This window comes from Paenibacillus rhizoplanae (assembly GCF_042684125.1).
GTDB lineage: Bacteria > Bacillota > Bacilli > Paenibacillales > Paenibacillaceae > Paenibacillus_AQ > Paenibacillus_AQ rhizoplanae.
Genome location: NZ_JBHUKY010000023.1, coordinates 332643 through 349782 on the forward strand (window position 1 = coordinate 332643; position 17140 = coordinate 349782).

Below are 17140 nucleotides of genomic sequence, written 5' to 3' on the forward strand. Positions count from 1 at the left end.
GTGCCCCTACAACTTTTTTGCTGGAAAGGTGTGAAGTCCAAAATGAGTACATTGCCGACAGAATATGAACGTACGGAAATCGGTGAAATCCAGATCGCTCCTGAAGTGATCGAGGTGATCGCCGGTTTGGCAACCGTTGAGGTGAAAGGTGTGGCCGGAATGAGCGGCGGTTTCGCCGGCGGAATCGTGGAGCTTCTCGGACGCAAGAATTTGTCCAAAGGGGTTAAGGTTGAGGTAGGACAGCGCGAGGCTGCGGTGGATGTGTCTGTTATCATCGAATACGGCTACCGTCTTCCGGAAGTAGCTGCCGAAATCCAGCGCAATGTTAAGCGTTCCATCGAAACCATGACCGGTCTGACCGTTGTGGAAGTGAACGTGCATATTCATGATGTGCAGTTCAAAAGCAATACAAGCATTGACAAGAGCGAAGATATCGATGCGGTTATCCGTGTGAAGTAAAGGCTTTGTTCGTCCTAAACCCTCGGGCAGTACGTCGAGGGTTTACCTTAATTTAAGGAGGTTGTGAGACTCGTGGCCAAAATTCTGGACAGGCTTCTGCTGTTCCTTTACAGCTTAAGTATTGGAATACTATCTGTAATTGCCATCCTCCTCTTAAGCGGTGTCATTCCGGACAAGTATGAGATTTCGGACGGACCGGCGGTCTATATCACTGCGATCTCCGTGGCGGTCATTCTGTTCCTGCTGAGCATCCGCTTCTTCTACATTTCCCTGCGCCGCGACCGTGCCTCCCTGCCGTCTGTTGATCAGCGGACAGAGTACGGGGATATTCAGATCTCGATGGAGACCATTGAGAACCTGAGTCTGAAGGCTGCGGGCAAAGTGAAGGGCATCCGTGACCTGAAATCGCGCATCCGTGTCTCGCAGGCAGGTCTTGAGATTATGATCCGTGCGGTCGTCGACGGCGAGCATTCGCTGCCTCTGCTTACTACGGATGTACAGCGCCAGGTGCATGATTTCGTACAGGAGACAACCGGAATTCCGGTTGCCGATGTGTCTGTATACATTGCTAACCTCACACAGTCACCAAGCTTCAAAAGTCGAGTGGAATAGAGGTGAGTTTCCCTTATGTCCTGGAGAGAAGTATGGGGAAGTCACGGAGGTAGAATTACCGGAGTTGCCTTCGGTGTCTTTCTCGGATTGATTTATCTGATTAGCGGTTTTTGGGATATGCTGTTCTTTGCACTGGTAGTGTTCATCGGATATACGTTCGGCAAAAGAAAGGATACCGCGCAGGGTCCCCTGTTTCAATGGCAGGAGATCGTAGAGCGGCTGTCCGGACGCTGGCGTCCCTTCAAATGAACCGCGATAGTCTTTCTCCCGGAAGCCTGGAACCCGTTACTTTGAGTTGCTGACCTGCGGAAGAAAGGCTGTGCGGTTTTTTTTGGAATATAAGAAGTTATATCAAAACAAGAATGAAAGTTAGTTCGTAGGAGGAACACATGAAGAGACGTTTAGCGAGAGAAATTATTGTGCAAAGCCTGTACCAGATGGAAATGAACGATGTTGAGGTTACCGAGGCGGTTGACATGCTGATTGAAGAGGCGGCGGATGAAAACGAAACCGAGCGCGTCATTACGGATGAGATCGAACTGAAAGCTTATGTAGTTACGCATGTCAACGGCGTGTGGGAGCACAAAATGGCGATTGACGATATGCTGGAGCATTACCTCAAGGGCTGGCAGATGAGCCGCCTGTCACGCGTGGACCGTCAGATTCTGCGCCTGGCCACCTTCGAGATGATCTTCGCCAGCGATGTGCCGGCCAAGGTGTCTGTCAATGAGGCGATTGATCTGGCCAAGCATTTCGGCACAGAAGATTCCGGTAAATTCGTGAACGGCGTCCTCGGTAAAATGATTCAGGATGTGGATACGCTTAGAGCTGAGCTGTAATTCAGCCTCTGATTCGATTCAGTTTCAGCAGCAAGCGGCAGTAACAGGCTTATAAGCCTTCAATAGACAATAGGGGAGAGACTTACATGACAGCAGCGATTATCAGCGGTAAACAGGTATCGGACGACATTCGGATCGGGATTGCCCGGAAGGTTGCAGACTTAGCAGAGCGCGGCGTGAAGCCGGGTCTGGCTGTCGTTCTGGTCGGTGAAGATCCGGCTTCCCAGGTCTATGTGCGCAACAAGGAGAAGTCCTGTATAGAGCTGGGCTTCCATTCCGAGGTGCACCGGCTGGATGCCGCTACTACCCAGCAGGAGCTGCTGGCACTGGTGGCAGACCTGAACGGCCGGGGCGATATTGACGGCATACTTGTTCAGTTGCCGCTTCCGAAGCATATTGAAGAAAAGGCTGTGATTGACGCTATCTCGGTAGAAAAGGATGTGGACGGCTTCCACCCGGTCAATGTGGGGAATCTTGTCATCGGGGACGACAGTCTGCTTCCCTGCACGCCTGCCGGGGTGATTGAACTGATCAAGCGGACTGGTACGGACATCTCCGGCAAGCATGCTGTAGTGATCGGGCGCAGCAACATTGTGGGCAAGCCCGTATCCCTGCTGCTGCAGCGTGAGAACGCCACTGTAACCATGTGTCACTCGCGTACAGCGAATATGGCTGAGCTTAGCCGTCAGGCCGATATTCTGGTGGTAGCGATCGGCCGTGCCAACTTCATCGATGCCTCGTTCGTGAAGCCGGGCGCAATTGTGATTGATGTCGGCATGAACCGTCTGGATACCGGCAAGCTTGCCGGGGATGTTGATTATGAGAGTGCCCGGGAAGTTGCCGGGTTCATTACGCCGGTGCCGGGCGGAGTGGGGCCGATGACCATCACTATGCTGATGAGCAACACGCTGATCGCGGCCACACGCCGCCGCGGCCTGAAGTAGGCCGGACATATGGCAGCAGAGCGGCAGATCTACTCCATTAAGGAGCTTAACAAATATATCCGCATGAAGCTGGATTCGGATGCGCTGCTGTCCGATGTATGGATTCGCGGTGAAATCTCGAATTTCACCCATCACGGAAGCGGGCATATGTACTTCACGCTGAAGGATGAGAGCAGCCGGATCAAAGCCATCATGTTCGCTTCGCATAACTCACGGCTGCCGTTCGTGCCGAAGGAAGGCACGAAGGTAATTGCCAGGGGAAATGTGACCGTATATGAACGGGACGGGCAATACCAGTTCTATGCGACACATATGCAGCCTGACGGAATCGGCAGCCTGTATCTGGCTTACGAGCAGCTGAAGAGCAAGCTGGAAAAGGAAGGCCTGTTCGCAGCGGAGCGCAAGCGTCCGCTGCCGCAATTCCCGCGCTGCATCGGGGTTGTGACCTCCCCGACAGGAGCGGCAGTGAGGGACATCATCATCACCCTGCAGCGGCGCTATCCTCAGGTGGCGATTGTTCTCTACCCTGTACTTGTACAAGGTAAGGGTGCTGGCCCGTCCATTGTACAGGCCATCCAGAACCTGAACGCCATGGGCGAAGCCGATGTACTGATTGTCGGGCGCGGCGGCGGCTCCCTGGAGGAGCTGTGGGCCTTCAATGAAGAGGCCGTCGCCCGGGCGATTGCGGCCTCCAGGATTCCGGTCATCTCGGCCGTGGGCCACGAGACCGACTTTACGATCGCCGATTTCGCCGCCGATCTCCGGGCGGCCACCCCTACGGCAGCGGCGGAGCTCGCTGTGCCGAGCGCAGCCGAGCTGGCCGGGCAGCTGCGCATGGCCCGGCAGCGGCTGCGCCAAGGGCTGCTGCGCCGCTCGCAGCGCGGCGGCGAACGCCTCGCTGCACTGCAGCGCTCGCTGGCGCTGGCCGGCCCCCGCCGGCAGCTGGCCCAGCACGCGCAGCGGCTGGACATGCTGCGCGCGGCCCTGCTCCGCGCAGCAGAGGCAAGGCACAGCCGCGCACAGGGGCGCAGCGCGCTGCTGCACCAGAGCCTGCAGCGCTTCCATCCGCTTAGCAGCGTCAGCACTGCCCGCCGGCGCACGGATGGCCTCACCCGTGAGCTAACGGCGGCTATGCAGGCGCGCCTTGCAGATAAGCGCGCGCGGTTCGGGGCTGAGCTGCGCCATCTGGATGCGCTCAGTCCGCTTAAGGTCATGTCACGGGGCTACAGCCTTGTGTATGACGAGAAGGAACAGCATTTAATCAAATCGCTGAAGGAAGTAGAGCTTGGCGATGTGGTCAACATAAAGCTTAATGACGGACAACTAAACTGCCACGTATGGGGAATGAAGGAGGATGGCAAAGCGAATGGCGAAGGAAGCTGAACTGGATTTTGAAGGAGCCATGGAGCGCCTGGAGGGTATCGTGCGTGAGCTTGAACACGGTGACGTTCCCCTGGAGAAGGCGATTGATTTATTCCAGCAGGGAATGAAGCTCTCGCAGCTATGCGGCAGCAAGCTGGAGCAGGTGGAGCGCAAGATTGAGATGATTACTGTAGAGGATGGCGAACTGCGCAAGAAGCCGTTCGGCAGCCGGCTTGAAGGCGATAACGATGAGTCATTCTGAGCTAGAGCCATCGGGCCGTTCGGCAGCACCGCAGGGCCGCGAACCGCTGGAGCAGTATATAGCGGACGTTAGCCGCTGGGTTACTGCGGCTCTGAGCCAATCCATACCGGAGCAGTGGGACGTCCCACAGGTACTTAGAGAGTCGATGGAATACTCGCTGCAAGCTGGTGGTAAGCGCCTGCGGCCGCTGCTGGTCACCGCCGCCTGCGAAGCGCTGGGCGGCAGCCGTGATGCTGCACTGCCTGTAGCGGCAGCGATTGAAATGGTGCATACCTATTCCCTGATCCATGATGATCTTCCGGCGATGGATAATGATGACTACCGGCGCGGCAAGCTGACGAACCATAAGGTCTTCGGGGAAGCCATGGCCATTCTGGCCGGGGATTCGCTGCTGACCCATGCGTTCTACAGTGTGGTACAAGCCTCACGCAAGCATGGGGTTCCGGCAGAACGTGTATTGTCCATCGTGGAGGATCTGGCCGAGATGGCCGGACCGCGCGGCATGGTCGGCGGTCAGGTTGCCGATATGGAAGGCGAGCAGGGAATGACCGACCTGCAGCAGCTTCAGTACATTCATCTGCATAAGACCGGCGATCTGATGATCTTCTCCTTGCTTGCGGGCGGCAGAATCGCCGGTGCGGATGAGGGCCAGCTGGCAGCTCTGCACCGGTTCGGCACACAGATTGGCCTGGCCTTCCAGATTCAGGATGATATTCTGGATCTGGTCGGCGATGAGAGCAAGCTGGGCAAAAAAACCGGCAGTGATCTCAAGCAGCAGAAAGTAACCTATCCGTATTTCATCGGCCTGGAGGCTTCGCTCGCAGAGGTCAAGCAATTGACCGCAGCAGCGCATCTTGCGATCCTGAAAGGCGGGTTCAACGACCCGTCCCGGCTGCTGGAAATTGCCGATTATTTGATGTCACGCGACCACTAAATGGAGTTTCGGCAAACGGCTGTGTTTCGGCAGCCGTTTAGTTTGTGTTATAATGGGGTTTATATTTTACAACATCTAGGAAAGCGGGGAATACTCGTGCTGCTTCCACAAATAAACGATCCTCAGCAACTCAAGTCTTACTCAGTCGGAGAATTGGCTGTACTTGCGGAGGAAATTCGTCAGTTTCTGATCGAGAAGCTGTCTGTAACAGGGGGGCATCTCGGATCTAACCTCGGGGTAGTGGAACTCACGCTGGCCCTGCATTACTGTTATGACAGTCCCCGGGATAAGATGATATATGATGTCGGTCATCAGGCTTATGTGCATAAGATACTGACAGGCCGCCAAGATCGGTTTGATACACTTCGCAAGCAGGGTGGACTATGCGGCTTCGTCAAACGTACGGAGAGTGAGCATGATGTCTGGGAAGCCGGGCACAGCAGCACTTCTCTGTCGGCAGCAATGGGCATGGCTATGGCACGTGACTTGAAGGGTGAAGACAATAAGGTAATTGCCGTGATCGGCGATGGTGCCCTCACCGGCGGAATGGCCTTTGAAGCGCTGAACCATATCGGCCATGAGCGCCGCAAGCTCATGGTGATCCTGAATGATAATGAGATGTCGATCGCGCCGAATGTAGGAGCCATGCATAACTACTTAAGCAAAATCCGTTCGGACCGCCATTACCTGCGGGCTAAGGATGAGGTCGAAGGTCTGCTGAAGAAAATTCCGGCCATCGGCGGTCGCCTGGCGAAGACTGCGCAGAATGTGAAGGACGGTCTGAAGAACATGCTGGTACCCGGTGTTCTGTTCGAAGAACTGGGATTCACCTATCTGGGACCCGTGGACGGTCATGATCTGGAGAAGATGATCGACACCTTCCATCAGGCGGATAATGTATCAGGGCCTGTGCTGGTTCATGTGCTGACGACGAAGGGCAAGGGCTACAAACCGGCTGAAACTGACTTCTATAAATCACATGCGATCTCGCCCTACAAAATTGAATCAAGCCAGTCCATTAAGGCCGTGGAGGCGGTCAGCCACCCGATGTATACCGAAGTTTTCGGGGAAACGCTGATTGAGCTCGGACGGCAGGATCAAAGACTGATTGCCGTAACACCGGCCATGCCGGGCGGCTCGGGGCTCTTCCCGTTCGCCAAGGAATTCCCGGACCGGATGATTGACGTCGGGATTGCTGAGCAGCATGCCGCCACCTTATGTGCGGCGCTGGCGATGGAAGGAATGAAGCCGGTGTATGCCGTCTATTCCACCTTCATGCAGCGTGCTTATGATCAGATTGTCCATGATATTTGCCGCCATAATGCCAATGTCATGTTCGCCATCGACCGTGCGGGCTTCGTCGGCGCGGACGGGGAGACCCATCAAGGCGTATACGATATTGCTTTTATGCGTCATATTCCAAACATGGTGCTTATGATGCCGAAGGATGAGAATGAGCTGCGCCACATGATGAAGACGGCGCTGGACTATAATGAAGGACCGATTGCTTACCGTTATCCGCGGATTAACGGCACTGGTGTAGCTCTGGATGCTGAATTGCGCAGTCTGCCTATCGGCACATGGGAGCGTCTGCGTCCCGGTGAGGATTATGCCGTGCTTGCCTGCGGCCCGATGGTTCAGGTCGCTGAAGAGGCGGCGGAAGTGCTGAAGCGTGAAGGGATTCAGATCGGTGTAGTAAATGCGCGCTTCCTGAAGCCGCTGGATAACACCATGCTGCTTGAACTGGCGCATGCCGGAACGGGGATGGTGGTGCTGGAAGAAGCGAGCCAGGCCGGCAGCCTTGGCAGTGCGGTGCTGGAGTTCTTTGCAGAGCATGAGATATATGATGCGCATGTCCACCCGATGGGAGTGCCGGATATTTTCGTCGAGCATGGGTCGATTAAGGAGCAACGCCAGGAAACCGGCCTTACCGTTGAAGCCGTGTGCGCACGTATTAAGTCAATGAAGGGGCTCAGCACTTATACCTATAAGTCAACCTCCACCTCGTAAGACAGGGGCGGAGGGCGGACCGAAGTGATCGGGAGATGAATATGGAACACCCTAAGGAACGAATTGATGTGCTGTTGGTGGAGCAAGGCTTCTACGACAGCCGGGAGAAGGCCAAGGCCGCCATTATGGCGGGTCTTGTGCTTGCGAACGAAGAACGGATTGAGAAGCCGGGGATGAAGGTGCTGCGCAGCTCTGTTCTCAGAGTCAAGGGAGCGCTGCACCCCTATGTCAGCCGCGGCGGCTTGAAGCTGGAGAAAGCCTTGCGGCAGTTCAGCATCGAGCTGACCGGCAGGAATATGCTGGATATTGGCTCCTCTACAGGAGGCTTCACGGATTGTGCGCTTCAGAACGGTGTGGCCCATGTGTATGCTATTGATGTTGGACATAACCAGCTCGACTGGAGTCTGCGTAATGATGATCGGGTAACCGTAATGGAACAGACCAACTTCCGTTACATGACCCCGCCTGATTTGAAGGGACCGGTGCCTGACTTTGCAAGTATTGATGTATCCTTCATTTCACTAAAAATCATCCTGCCGCCGCTTATGGCGCTGCTGAACCGTCCTGCTGATATCGCTGCGCTGATTAAGCCGCAGTTCGAAGCCGGGCGCGAGAAGGTGGGCAAGTCTGGAGTTGTGCGCGAACCGGCTGTTCACCGGGAGGTGCTGATAAACGTACTGTCCATGGCAGCCGAACTGGGCTACACGCTTGCAGGACTGACGTATTCCCCCATTACCGGCGGGGAAGGAAACATTGAATTTCTGGCACACTGGAAGCTGTTGCCCGAAGCTGCGGAGCAGACTTCAGCGCAGCAGCCTTCTGCGGCTGAAGCACAGCCGAATAATTTCGCCGCGCTTGCCGACTCGGTCATTAAGGAAGCGAATGCAACCTTCAGCGCTGCGGGCCATGGAAACTCATCCAAGAGATGAGTTTCTTTTGCTGCAAAGATAAGTAATTAGTAATTATATGTTGTCGCCCGGAAGCAGGATTTCACCCGCCCTCGCGTCGAATAGAATCACCGAGGTGATGGGAGTGGCGAGCTCGGACAAGGCTGTAGTGGCACTTATGGGCCTTACGGCGGCAATCTTTATCCTTTATAGAATCTATATCTGGCTGCAAGGGTCCCCGGGTTCCTTCATGAAGGATCGGGTGCCGATCAACAAGGTCATTCAGCCGCATCCGTCCATCGGTCTGCTGGAGGATGCGGGGTACGAGGTCATCGGCGGCAAGCTGAAGATTCCGCTGTCTTTTCAAGTGAATGGTGCGCCGATGTACAGCAGGCTGTTCATTGATTACGTAGCCACCAGGAATGAGGAGCATTACTATCTGGTCATCCTGTCCCGCCCCCGCAAGGAGCTTGAACTCACCGGCAGCGGGCTCCGGGACTATATCCTTCCTTATCTGCTGATCTATCCGGATTGCAGCGGTGCACTGTATGTGGATACGGTGAATTCCAACATTCATGTGATCAATTTCGGCAAGGACGACGGAGAATCCAGTTAAGCACAATATAAATACAGGAGGCAACAATGAAGGGACACCGACATATCAAGATTAGAGAAATTATCTCGCAAAAGGAAATCGAAACCCAGGATGATCTGGTCGAGGCGCTGCGGGAAGCCGGATTTCAAGTCACCCAGGCTACCGTATCCCGCGATATTAAGGAACTGCTGCTAATCAAGGTGCCGATGGATGACGGCCGTTACAAATATTCCCTGCCCACCGACCAGCGTTACAACCCGACCCAGAAGCTGAAGCGGGTGCTGGTGGACAACTTTGTACAAATCGACTTTTCCGCTAATCTGGTGGTGATGAAATGTCTGCCGGGAACGGCTAATTCTGTGGCTGCACTGATCGATAACATCGACTGGCCGCAAATTATGGGCACGATCTCCGGAGACGACACGATCCTGATTATCTGCCGCCAGCCGGAAGACAGCAAGGACGTCATTGCACAGATTATGGGTTATATTTCTTAATTTGCTTATGGATGGACAGGCAATCAACTTGTCGGAGGTGCTGTATTCGTGTTAGAGACATTGTCTATACGCAATCTGGCCGTGGTTGAGGCGGTGGATGTGCATTTTTATCCGGGGTTCCATGTCCTTACAGGGGAGACCGGTGCAGGGAAATCAATCATTATCGATGCGCTGGCACTCATTGCCGGGGGACGCGGTTCCGCTGACTCCATCCGGTATGGGTGTGAGAAGGCCGAAATGGAAGCGCTTTTCAGTCTGCCGGGAAGTCATCCGGTCTGGGATACGCTGGAGCGGCTGGGCATCGGAGCAGAGCGTGAGGAGCATCTGGTGGTCCGCCGGGAGATTACCTCTCAGGGGAAAAGCACATCGCGCGTGAACGGCCAGATGGTCAATCTGAGCATGCTGCGTGAAATCGGGGACCAGCTGGTCAATATTCATGGACAGCATGAGCATCAGAACCTGCTGAAGGCTGAACGTCATCTGGGTCTGCTGGATACCTATGGGGAAGCGGTGATCGGACCGCTCAAAGCGGATTATCAGGAGAAATATACAGCCTTCGCCAAAGTGGAAAAAGAACTCCGGGAACTTCAGGAATCCAGCCAAAAGGCGTATCAGATGCTGGATTTGTACCGTTTTCAGCTGGAGGAAATTTCTGCTGCGGGACTAAAACCGGGAGAAGATGAATTACTTGCCGAAGAACGGGTAAAACTATCCCACAGTGAGAAAATGATGGATTCAGTATCCGGCGCATACGAGCTGCTGTATGACAAGCAGGGGCTGGAGTCCATTGGCAATGTAATCTCCAGGCTTGAAGATGCGGTGAGGTATGACGAAAAGGGTCTGCGGGCAGTCTTCGAGCAACTACAGTCGGCTTATTATCAGCTGGAGGATGCGGCGTTTCAGCTGCGCGACTACCGGGAAGAGATCGAGTTCAACCCGGCCCGGCTGGATGATATTGAGAATCGTCTGGACCAGATTACCGGCCTGCGTCGTAAATACGGAGATAGCGTTGAACAGATTTTGGAGTATTATCAGCAGATTGAGCGGGAGACTGACCTGCTGGAGAATAAGGATGAATATACCCTGAAATTAACGGCTAAACGCGATGGCCTGCTTCATATCTTAATGGAAGCGGCTGGAGCTCTAAGTGGAGCGCGGCGGCAATGTGCGACGGATCTTGCTGCACAGGTGGAGGGTGAGCTGAAGGATCTGCAGATGGAGCGGACCTCACTCCAGGTGAAGATGGAGACGCTTGAAGATCCGCGTGGTATGGAGTATCAGGGACGGCGGTACCGTCTGACCCGGCAGGGGATCGACAGCGCTGAATTCATGATCTCCCCGAATCCCGGCGAGCCGCTTCGTCCGCTGGGCAAGATCGCCTCAGGGGGGGAGTTGTCGCGGATCATGCTGGCGATGAAGAGTATTTTTGCACGGCATGATGCCATTCCTGTACTCATCTTCGATGAGGTGGATACCGGGGTCAGCGGACGGGCGGCCCAGTCCATTGCGGACAAGCTCTACAAGCTCTCCTCCACCTGCCAGGTGTTCTCCATTACCCATCTGCCGCAGGTGGCCTGTATGGCGGATCATCAGTACCTGATTGCCAAAAAAGTCGAAGACGGACGCACGATGACTGAGGTGGACTCCCTCTCGGCTGAAGGCCGCGTGATGGAGCTGGCCCGGATGCTGGGCGGTGTGGAAATTACCGAAAAAACATTGCATCACGCACAGGAGATGCTGGGTCTGGCCGAGGCCAGTAAGGCAGCTGTAAGCTAAGCGGGACAATGATTGACAGTAATAAAAGCCTGGGGGCAAGGTTATCTTATAGGTACGCAATTGGCGACCACCTTTTTCGTCAAGCGAAAGAAGCAAAAGGGAGCGTGACAGCCATTGAAGCCTAACCTCAGGAAGTTAATGCCCGGCCTTTTATTTGCCTTCTTTCTCAGTTTATCAGGCATAACGGGACCCTCACAGATCCACGCAGCACCGCTTGAACATCAACCGCTGAGGGCGGTACAGGGAACCGAGAATGAACTTAAGGTCATCCCCGGGGGTCAGACGATTGGCGTAAAGGTGAAGTCGGCAGGCGTGCTTGTTGTAGGCCATCATCTGATTGAAGTATCGGAGCAGTCCAAGATTTCACCCGGTGAGAACAGCGGCATCCTGCCCGGCGATCTGATGATCTCGATTAACGGGGTGAAGCTGGACGAGGTATCCAAGGTAGCAAGGCTGGTCGAGCAAGCCGGCCGGAGCAATGATTCTTTAAGCATCGTCTACAAACGCGGCGGTAAAGAGCACACAGCTCAGCTGAAGCCCGCGTATGACCGCACAGACAAGGTGTGGCGGCTCGGGCTTTACATCCGTGATTCGGCAGCAGGTGTAGGGACCCTCACTTTCTATGCCCCGAAGCAGGGTGTATACGGGGCCCTTGGGCATGTCATCACTGACATGAACACAGGTACGCCGATTGTGGTGGGCAGCGGTCATATCGTGCAGTCCAGCGTCACTTCGATCTCGAAGAGCCAGGATGGCGATCCTGGCGAGAAACGGGCTCATTTTTTGAAGGAAAGCCAAGTTCTTGGGAATGTGGAGAGCAACACGGATTTCGGAATATTCGGTAAAATGACCCGTAATCCCGAGCACAGCCTGTATCAGGAGCCGATTCCGGTGGCCATGAGCACTGAAGTGAAGGAAGGTCCCGCACAGATTCTTACCGTAGTGGACGGTCAACAGGTCGAACGCTTCAACGTGGAGATCATCCATGTGGCCCGTCAGCAGACCCCTGCCACTAAAGGCATGGTGCTGCGCATCACCGACCCCCGCCTGCTTGATAAGACCGGAGGGATTGTTCAGGGGATGAGCGGCAGCCCGATTGTCCAGAACGGCCGTCTAATCGGTGCAGTGACCCATGTGTTCGTCAATGATCCCAAGTCAGGGTATGGCTGCTTCATTGAGTGGATGCTTAGGGACTCAGGTGTGGTTCAACAGGATCAGGAGCTTCAATACAATCTTAAGGCGGTTTAGCCTTAAGATTTTTTTGTCGAAGGGCAGCGATTATCCTCGAAACCTGAAACAAAATATTTAATTATAAATCAACACCGAAAAAAAATAAAGAAAAATAATTTTCGACAGAAGGATATTCAATCCTGATGTCGAAAGTTATAGGGAGAGAAGATGATCATTATTTTCCGAATAGCAGATATCTAAGGAGGAAGCAGCCAGTGCAGAATATTGAAGTGTTGTTGGCCGATGATAACAGGGAGTTCACGAATTTGCTCGCCGAGTACATTACTGAACAAGAAGATATGACCGTGACAGGCATTGCCTATAATGGGGAAGAGGTACTACAGATGCTCAGCGGAGCACGCAAGATCCCCGATGTCCTTATCCTTGATATCATTATGCCGCATCTGGACGGCCTCGGCGTTCTGGAACGCCTGCGTGATATGGATCTGAACCCTCAACCCAAGATCATTATGCTGACTGCTTTTGGACAAGAGAATATTACGCAGAGAGCCGTTCAGCTTGGAGCCTCTTATTATATTCTGAAACCGTTTGACATGGAGGTTCTGGCGAACCGTGTACGCCAGCTGGTGGGTACGCAAGGCAGTATGAGCACTTCCGCAAACATGTCCGGCTATTCTTCTTCCAGATTTTCCAGTAATGTGGTTCCGCTGTCCAAGGGCAAGAATCTGGATGCCAATATAACCTCGATCATTCATGAAATCGGCGTCCCTGCGCATATCAAAGGCTACCAGTACCTGCGTGAAGCCATCACCATGGTCTATAACAACATTGAGATACTTGGTGCCATAACCAAGACGCTGTATCCGGCTATAGCCGAAAAGTTCAAGACCACGCCTTCCCGCGTTGAACGCGCCATCCGCCATGCGATTGAAGTCGCCTGGACCCGTGGCAATATCGACAGCATCTCCCACCTGTTCGGCTATACCATTAATATCTCCAAATCCAAGCCAACTAACTCGGAATTTATTGCCATGGTAGCCGACAAGCTGCGGATTGAGCATAAGGTGTCTTGAAAGGGTTAGGGGCAGGATACGTGAGGGTTAAGTAGTCTAGAGTCTGTAAATACCAGAATAGCATAACAATAAATACCGCTTGCTAATGGGAAATCGTATTCCCCAATAGCAAGCGGTATTTTGTTTCACTGAACCCATGCCGTTTAGGAGCGACCGATGCTGAAATCATGCAAGATGTGCAACAATCAGGCTCCATACAAGCGGTCGGTGAGAAAAAAACTCTCAGAATTGACGACAGATAGGCGGGAGCACCCGTCATGAATGGAATAAACATTTCAGAACGGCACCCGCATCCTTCACCCTTTAGAGTGATTTTGTTCTTTACACAAAGAAAGAAGCCCATCGCCAGGCTTCAGTTATTGTTACGTTCTCTTCGTTTAGGATGATCCTGAGACAGTCCCCATTGAGTAGCAGCCTCGTCTGTGGTCATGACTTGCGTGTGAGTCTGTAAACACCAGTAACAAGCGCATACAATGCAACGAAGACAATAAGAGCTGTTGGAGTCTAGCGCTTACGTCTACGATTTTTTGCGGAAGTCTTAGACGTTTTCTTTTTGCGTACTTTCTTGCGTTTGTCCTTAATTTCAGCAATGTATTTGATAAATCAAGTCACTCCTTCATGGAGTGGCTTTTTTTAGTTTATAATGAAGGGATAAGCAAAGGAGGTGGGAGAAATCGTAGCGCAGATTTTTCTAGGGATCTGGATGCTTACACAAGCGGCTTGTCATTTTTTTAGACTTCATGTGTTTCTTCGGCAATCCGTTAGGGATAGCTTGAGTAAGAATGAGCGGGCCTCTTTCCAAAGAGGGATGGTCCTGCCCTATCTCATATTAGGGATGACTTTTATTGGAATGGGGATTGTTGAGTATAAGGGGTTCCTGTCCATGCCGCTTTTCCTGGGACTCTATATTATATTTTGTGCGGCGTCCTTGGCCGGGATATTGAGGAATAACAAAAAACACCTGGGTCATTACATGGGGTGAACAGCAGTCTTCCTATTTGTCCTCGTAGAGCCACAGGCTGGCGTACATGGGCATCCAAGCCTAATCCTAGAAAAAAATGGGCGGCCCAATTCAGGTAAGACTCACTAATGTGCGTATGTATAACGCCTGAACCATCCCATGCACTTCAATCTGGTAGAGCAGAATTACCAGGTTACGGTATGGAACCGCACCCCTGCAAGAGCAGATGCATTTATCCGTCGAGGGGCCGTTCTCGCATCCAGTGCAGCTTCAGCCATAGCTGCCAGTCCGATCACGATCATCTGTGTAGCTGATTACCACGTGTCCACAAGCATCCTGGACCAGGAGCCCGTGAAGTCCGCTCTGGCCGGCCGTGTGCTCATTCAGCTCAGTACCGGGAGTCCGCAGCAAGCCCGTGACCTTGAGCCGTGTGCTCGCTTCAAATGTCCATGACAAGCATTGAGCTGCTTACGCTGCAAGCACGTGAATCTGGCATCAATAACGAATTCCCCCGGTTCGCTGAAAATCTGTTCCAAAAGGCCCTTCATGCTGGCTATGGGAGCGAGGAAATCGCGGCTTTGGTTAAGGTATTACACTAAAAATAATTCTTTAAAGGAAACCGACCAAGCAATTGCTTGGTCGGTTTTGTTATAAATATATGCTTGTATTTCATATATCTTAGTTAACGGACTGGTTGCCCAGACTGCTCAGGTAAGCATCGGCTTCTTGATATGTAGGGTAATGCACGGCGAATTTGCCGAACAGTCTTTTCATTTGCATTTTCCAGACCGGGGAATCTGCAACGTATACCCAGCCGCCTACTCCTGCTTCTATCGCGCGGTCACCGGTTGGGGCGAGCATGCCGGCTACTTCAGGGGAGAGCACGGTTGGGGAACCTGTCACATCGGTTACTCCGGTAAAGCCCGGCTTCAGCTGCTTCAGGGCATTCTCGAAATCTGCTATGTAGGCGGGTACGTCACTCTCAGTCAGGCCGTAGGCTCTGACAATCACCTGGTTTTTTGCAATATTGACTTCCATTGTGTAAGACATGAACATTCCTCCAGTTGTGGTATTAAGTTTACATTAGATTATATCGGATAAAATCGGAGTGTATTTGAGAGAATAAGGAAATCGGAACAATATGGCTCTCATTTATGGGAATTAAAACCATGTTTCAAAAATGAAATGGAAAATTCATCCTGTCAGGGGGCGGCTATCTGAAGAGTTTTACGCTTCTCATCTAAAGAATTTACATAAACAATTGTTATTATGAAACACAAATTGTTGTCTTGTGTTATGATATAGGTAGAGGTGGCTCTTATGAACGATTTCGATAATTACCCCGATGAGCTGGGGAATTTCATCCGGCACTTCAGGAAGGCCCGCGGGTTAACCCTCAGGGGGCTGGAAGAGAAGAGCGGCATCAGCTATTCACAGCTCAGCAAGATTGAACGGGGAGAGAGTATCCCGCTGAAGGATAACCTGGACAAGATCATTGAAGCACTCGGAGGGGATCTCAAGAACCGGATGTATCATTTGGCCGACTATATGCCTGATATTGAGTACATCAAGACACTGAAGCAGGGCTACAAGCTGCCTAAGCATAATCAGTCCCAAGACTACATTTACGAGACGGCGTTCAACAAGCTGAAGGAATTCCGGGCGAAGGAAGACAAAGAAACGTCATATGTTTCCTTTGATTCTGAAGAGGTAATCGTTTATGAGACGGAATATGGGGCAGGAATGGTTATAGAGAAGATCGAGAAGTACAACCTGACCGATGTGCTGAACGATATATTCGAGGGGAGTCTGGATAGCCTCCGCAGGCAGCCGCGCCAGGGGCGCCAGGCGTACTTGTTCGGAGAATGGCTGCGTGAAGGCATCTATGAGCTGAAGGAAGAGGAACAGGACCAGGTTATTCAGGCCTTGAAGGAATTCACCCAGTTCAAAGTACAACAGATCAAGGGCGTGTATAAGTAAAGAAGGGCCCGGCATAGCGTGCTTCCAAAATGAATAATGTTGCCCTTTCTTGCAGCCATCTATTCATCTTGATCCATAAACAAACTACAAATGGTTAGACAGAAAAGGGGATAAGAAACATGAGAATCAATATGAAGTTCACCAGCAAAGGGAAAGCGGCCATCGAGAATTTCAATAACGAAGAGCTGCTGGAGATTTTTGCAAGATACATCAAGACACTTACCAAAAAATACGATATCGAAGTAGATGTGCCGCTTGAAGTGAATCAGAATATCGTTGCCGATGGAACAGTCATTGCCATGGCTCAGAACGTCAAATGTGATGCGGAGACCTTCTTCAAAGAGCTGGGACGCGATATCAAGGTTCCTCTGAAGAAGCGGCTTGGCGGTAAGCTGGAGAACGTATTCAAGACCGAAATTATCGAGTAGATAGAAGTCCGTTGCTCACCAAAAAACCATCCCCGCACAATGTGGAGGATGGTTTTTTGGCATCTGTGCAGGTATATCTTATGGATCGAGAGCTTCGCATTCTAATGATGTTGGGTACCTGAAAGATTCCGTGTGGTGAGAACATTCCTGATAATCTGGATAAAATCCGGTGAAGCCTTGGCTTCCAGCGCCAATTCGTAGATGTTCATTAATTGTTCGTCAGACAATAGCTCAAGTGATGAGGGGCGCGGAGAAGGATGAAAGTAAGTTTCCATTGTATTCCTCCATCATAGTTGAGAGTAGGTGGGACAGATAATTAAGATTGAAATA

General features: G+C 52.4%; 21 protein-coding genes. 19 read left to right on the forward strand and 2 right to left on the reverse strand.

Annotated features, from left to right (window positions below; genetic code table 11):
• Positions 1-42: 42 nt before the first annotated feature.
• From ACFSX3_RS14495 to ACFSX3_RS14575, 17 genes are all read left to right on the forward strand, one after another.
• A complete protein-coding gene (locus ACFSX3_RS14495; RefSeq protein ID WP_209984367.1) occupies positions 43-459 on the forward strand; it encodes an Asp23/Gls24 family envelope stress response protein in 417 nt (138 codons plus the stop codon).
• Between the two features lie 72 nt (positions 460-531).
• Positions 532-1071, forward strand: coding sequence for an alkaline shock response membrane anchor protein AmaP (amaP, locus tag ACFSX3_RS14500; protein WP_209984364.1), 540 nt, complete (start codon positions 532-534; stop codon positions 1069-1071).
• Between the two features lie 15 nt (positions 1072-1086).
• Positions 1087-1320, forward strand: coding sequence for a DUF2273 domain-containing protein (locus ACFSX3_RS14505; RefSeq protein ID WP_209984361.1), 234 nt, complete (start codon positions 1087-1089; stop codon positions 1318-1320).
• A 140-nt stretch (positions 1321-1460) separates the two neighbouring features.
• Complete coding sequence (nusB, locus tag ACFSX3_RS14510) at positions 1461-1910, forward strand: transcription antitermination factor NusB (RefSeq protein WP_036698385.1); 450 nt, start codon at positions 1461-1463, stop codon at positions 1908-1910.
• A gap of 86 nt (positions 1911-1996) precedes the next feature.
• Entirely contained in the window at positions 1997-2854 is an 858-nt protein-coding gene (gene folD, locus ACFSX3_RS14515) for a bifunctional methylenetetrahydrofolate dehydrogenase/methenyltetrahydrofolate cyclohydrolase FolD (protein ID WP_209984358.1), read from the forward strand.
• A 9-nt stretch (positions 2855-2863) separates the two neighbouring features.
• The gene (gene xseA / locus ACFSX3_RS14520; RefSeq protein WP_209984355.1) at positions 2864-4237 is read left to right on the forward strand and encodes an exodeoxyribonuclease VII large subunit; all 1374 of its coding nucleotides are present in this window, start codon (positions 2864-2866) and stop codon (positions 4235-4237) included.
• The gene (xseB, locus tag ACFSX3_RS14525; RefSeq protein WP_209984352.1) at positions 4221-4478 is read left to right on the forward strand and encodes an exodeoxyribonuclease VII small subunit; all 258 of its coding nucleotides are present in this window, start codon (positions 4221-4223) and stop codon (positions 4476-4478) included. The genes xseA and xseB overlap by 17 nt, the downstream gene beginning before the upstream one ends.
• On the forward strand, positions 4465-5412 hold the full coding sequence (locus ACFSX3_RS14530) for a polyprenyl synthetase family protein (RefSeq protein WP_209984349.1): 948 nt from the start codon (positions 4465-4467) through the stop codon (positions 5410-5412). Before xseB ends, ACFSX3_RS14530 begins: the two co-directional genes overlap by 14 nt.
• 96 nt (positions 5413-5508) lie before the next feature.
• On the forward strand, positions 5509-7422 hold the full coding sequence (gene dxs, locus ACFSX3_RS14535) for a 1-deoxy-D-xylulose-5-phosphate synthase (protein ID WP_209984347.1): 1914 nt from the start codon (positions 5509-5511) through the stop codon (positions 7420-7422).
• Between the two features lie 41 nt (positions 7423-7463).
• Positions 7464-8351: a TlyA family RNA methyltransferase gene (locus ACFSX3_RS14540; RefSeq protein ID WP_209985120.1), complete on the forward strand. Its 888-nt coding sequence runs from the start codon at positions 7464-7466 to the stop codon at positions 8349-8351.
• A gap of 103 nt (positions 8352-8454) precedes the next feature.
• Positions 8455-8925: a hypothetical protein gene (locus ACFSX3_RS14545; RefSeq protein WP_379256008.1), complete on the forward strand. Its 471-nt coding sequence runs from the start codon at positions 8455-8457 to the stop codon at positions 8923-8925.
• A 26-nt stretch (positions 8926-8951) separates the two neighbouring features.
• Positions 8952-9401 (forward strand): transcriptional regulator AhrC/ArgR, encoded by a 450-nt coding sequence (gene ahrC, locus ACFSX3_RS14550; RefSeq protein ID WP_209984344.1) that lies wholly within the window; start codon positions 8952-8954, stop codon positions 9399-9401.
• Positions 9402-9449: 48 nt separating this feature from the next.
• Positions 9450-11177 (forward strand): DNA repair protein RecN, encoded by a 1728-nt coding sequence (gene recN / locus ACFSX3_RS14555; protein WP_209984341.1) that lies wholly within the window; start codon positions 9450-9452, stop codon positions 11175-11177.
• Between the two features lie 138 nt (positions 11178-11315).
• A complete protein-coding gene (gene spoIVB / locus ACFSX3_RS14560; protein WP_209985113.1) occupies positions 11316-12425 on the forward strand; it encodes a SpoIVB peptidase in 1110 nt (369 codons plus the stop codon).
• Between the two features lie 197 nt (positions 12426-12622).
• Complete coding sequence (gene spo0A / locus ACFSX3_RS14565) at positions 12623-13441, forward strand: sporulation transcription factor Spo0A (RefSeq protein WP_209984338.1); 819 nt, start codon at positions 12623-12625, stop codon at positions 13439-13441.
• 1120 nt (positions 13442-14561) lie between these two features.
• Positions 14562-14855: an NAD(P)-binding domain-containing protein gene (locus ACFSX3_RS14570; protein ID WP_379256011.1), complete on the forward strand. Its 294-nt coding sequence runs from the start codon at positions 14562-14564 to the stop codon at positions 14853-14855.
• Positions 14852-15001: an imine reductase family protein gene (locus ACFSX3_RS14575; protein ID WP_379258690.1), complete on the forward strand. Its 150-nt coding sequence runs from the start codon at positions 14852-14854 to the stop codon at positions 14999-15001. The genes ACFSX3_RS14570 and ACFSX3_RS14575 overlap by 4 nt, the downstream gene beginning before the upstream one ends.
• A gap of 79 nt (positions 15002-15080) precedes the next feature.
• Here ACFSX3_RS14575 and ACFSX3_RS14580 read toward each other — a convergent pair whose 3' ends face one another.
• Complete coding sequence (locus tag ACFSX3_RS14580; protein WP_209984334.1) at positions 15081-15452, reverse strand: hypothetical protein; 372 nt, start codon at positions 15450-15452, stop codon at positions 15081-15083.
• A gap of 270 nt (positions 15453-15722) precedes the next feature.
• Between ACFSX3_RS14580 and ACFSX3_RS14585 the strand changes: the two genes are divergently transcribed.
• Together ACFSX3_RS14585 and ACFSX3_RS14590 are read left to right on the forward strand one after the other, a co-directional pair.
• Entirely contained in the window at positions 15723-16382 is a 660-nt protein-coding gene (locus ACFSX3_RS14585) for a helix-turn-helix domain-containing protein (protein WP_036698355.1), read from the forward strand.
• A 119-nt stretch (positions 16383-16501) separates the two neighbouring features.
• Entirely contained in the window at positions 16502-16810 is a 309-nt protein-coding gene (locus ACFSX3_RS14590; protein WP_036698353.1) for a hypothetical protein, read from the forward strand.
• Positions 16811-16911: 101 nt separating this feature from the next.
• Here the strand turns inward: ACFSX3_RS14590 and ACFSX3_RS14595 are convergent, their stop codons facing one another.
• A complete protein-coding gene (locus tag ACFSX3_RS14595; protein WP_209984332.1) occupies positions 16912-17085 on the reverse strand; it encodes a sporulation histidine kinase inhibitor Sda in 174 nt (57 codons plus the stop codon).
• Positions 17086-17140: the final 55 nt, after the last annotated feature.

Coding starts and splice junctions, on each gene's coding strand:
- ACFSX3_RS14495 (WP_209984367.1), top strand. CDS start 43: ATGAGTACATTGCCGACAGAATATGAACGTACGGAAATCGGTGAAATC.
- ACFSX3_RS14505 (WP_209984361.1), top strand. CDS start 1,087: ATGTCCTGGAGAGAAGTATGGGGAAGTCACGGAGGTAGAATTACCGGA.
- nusB (WP_036698385.1), top strand. CDS start 1,461: ATGAAGAGACGTTTAGCGAGAGAAATTATTGTGCAAAGCCTGTACCAG.
- folD (WP_209984358.1), top strand. CDS start 1,997: ATGACAGCAGCGATTATCAGCGGTAAACAGGTATCGGACGACATTCGG.
- xseA (WP_209984355.1), top strand. CDS start 2,864: ATGGCAGCAGAGCGGCAGATCTACTCCATTAAGGAGCTTAACAAATAT.
- xseB (WP_209984352.1), top strand. CDS start 4,221: ATGGCGAAGGAAGCTGAACTGGATTTTGAAGGAGCCATGGAGCGCCTG.
- ACFSX3_RS14530 (WP_209984349.1), top strand. CDS start 4,465: ATGAGTCATTCTGAGCTAGAGCCATCGGGCCGTTCGGCAGCACCGCAG.
- ACFSX3_RS14540 (WP_209985120.1), top strand. CDS start 7,464: ATGGAACACCCTAAGGAACGAATTGATGTGCTGTTGGTGGAGCAAGGC.
- ahrC (WP_209984344.1), top strand. CDS start 8,952: ATGAAGGGACACCGACATATCAAGATTAGAGAAATTATCTCGCAAAAG.
- spoIVB (WP_209985113.1), top strand. CDS start 11,316: ATGCCCGGCCTTTTATTTGCCTTCTTTCTCAGTTTATCAGGCATAACG.
- ACFSX3_RS14570 (WP_379256011.1), top strand. CDS start 14,562: ATGCACTTCAATCTGGTAGAGCAGAATTACCAGGTTACGGTATGGAAC.
- ACFSX3_RS14575 (WP_379258690.1), top strand. CDS start 14,852: ATGACAAGCATTGAGCTGCTTACGCTGCAAGCACGTGAATCTGGCATC.
- ACFSX3_RS14580 (WP_209984334.1), bottom strand. CDS start 15,452: ATGTCTTACACAATGGAAGTCAATATTGCAAAAAACCAGGTGATTGTC.
- ACFSX3_RS14585 (WP_036698355.1), top strand. CDS start 15,723: ATGAACGATTTCGATAATTACCCCGATGAGCTGGGGAATTTCATCCGG.
- ACFSX3_RS14590 (WP_036698353.1), top strand. CDS start 16,502: ATGAGAATCAATATGAAGTTCACCAGCAAAGGGAAAGCGGCCATCGAG.
- ACFSX3_RS14595 (WP_209984332.1), bottom strand. CDS start 17,085: ATGGAAACTTACTTTCATCCTTCTCCGCGCCCCTCATCACTTGAGCTA.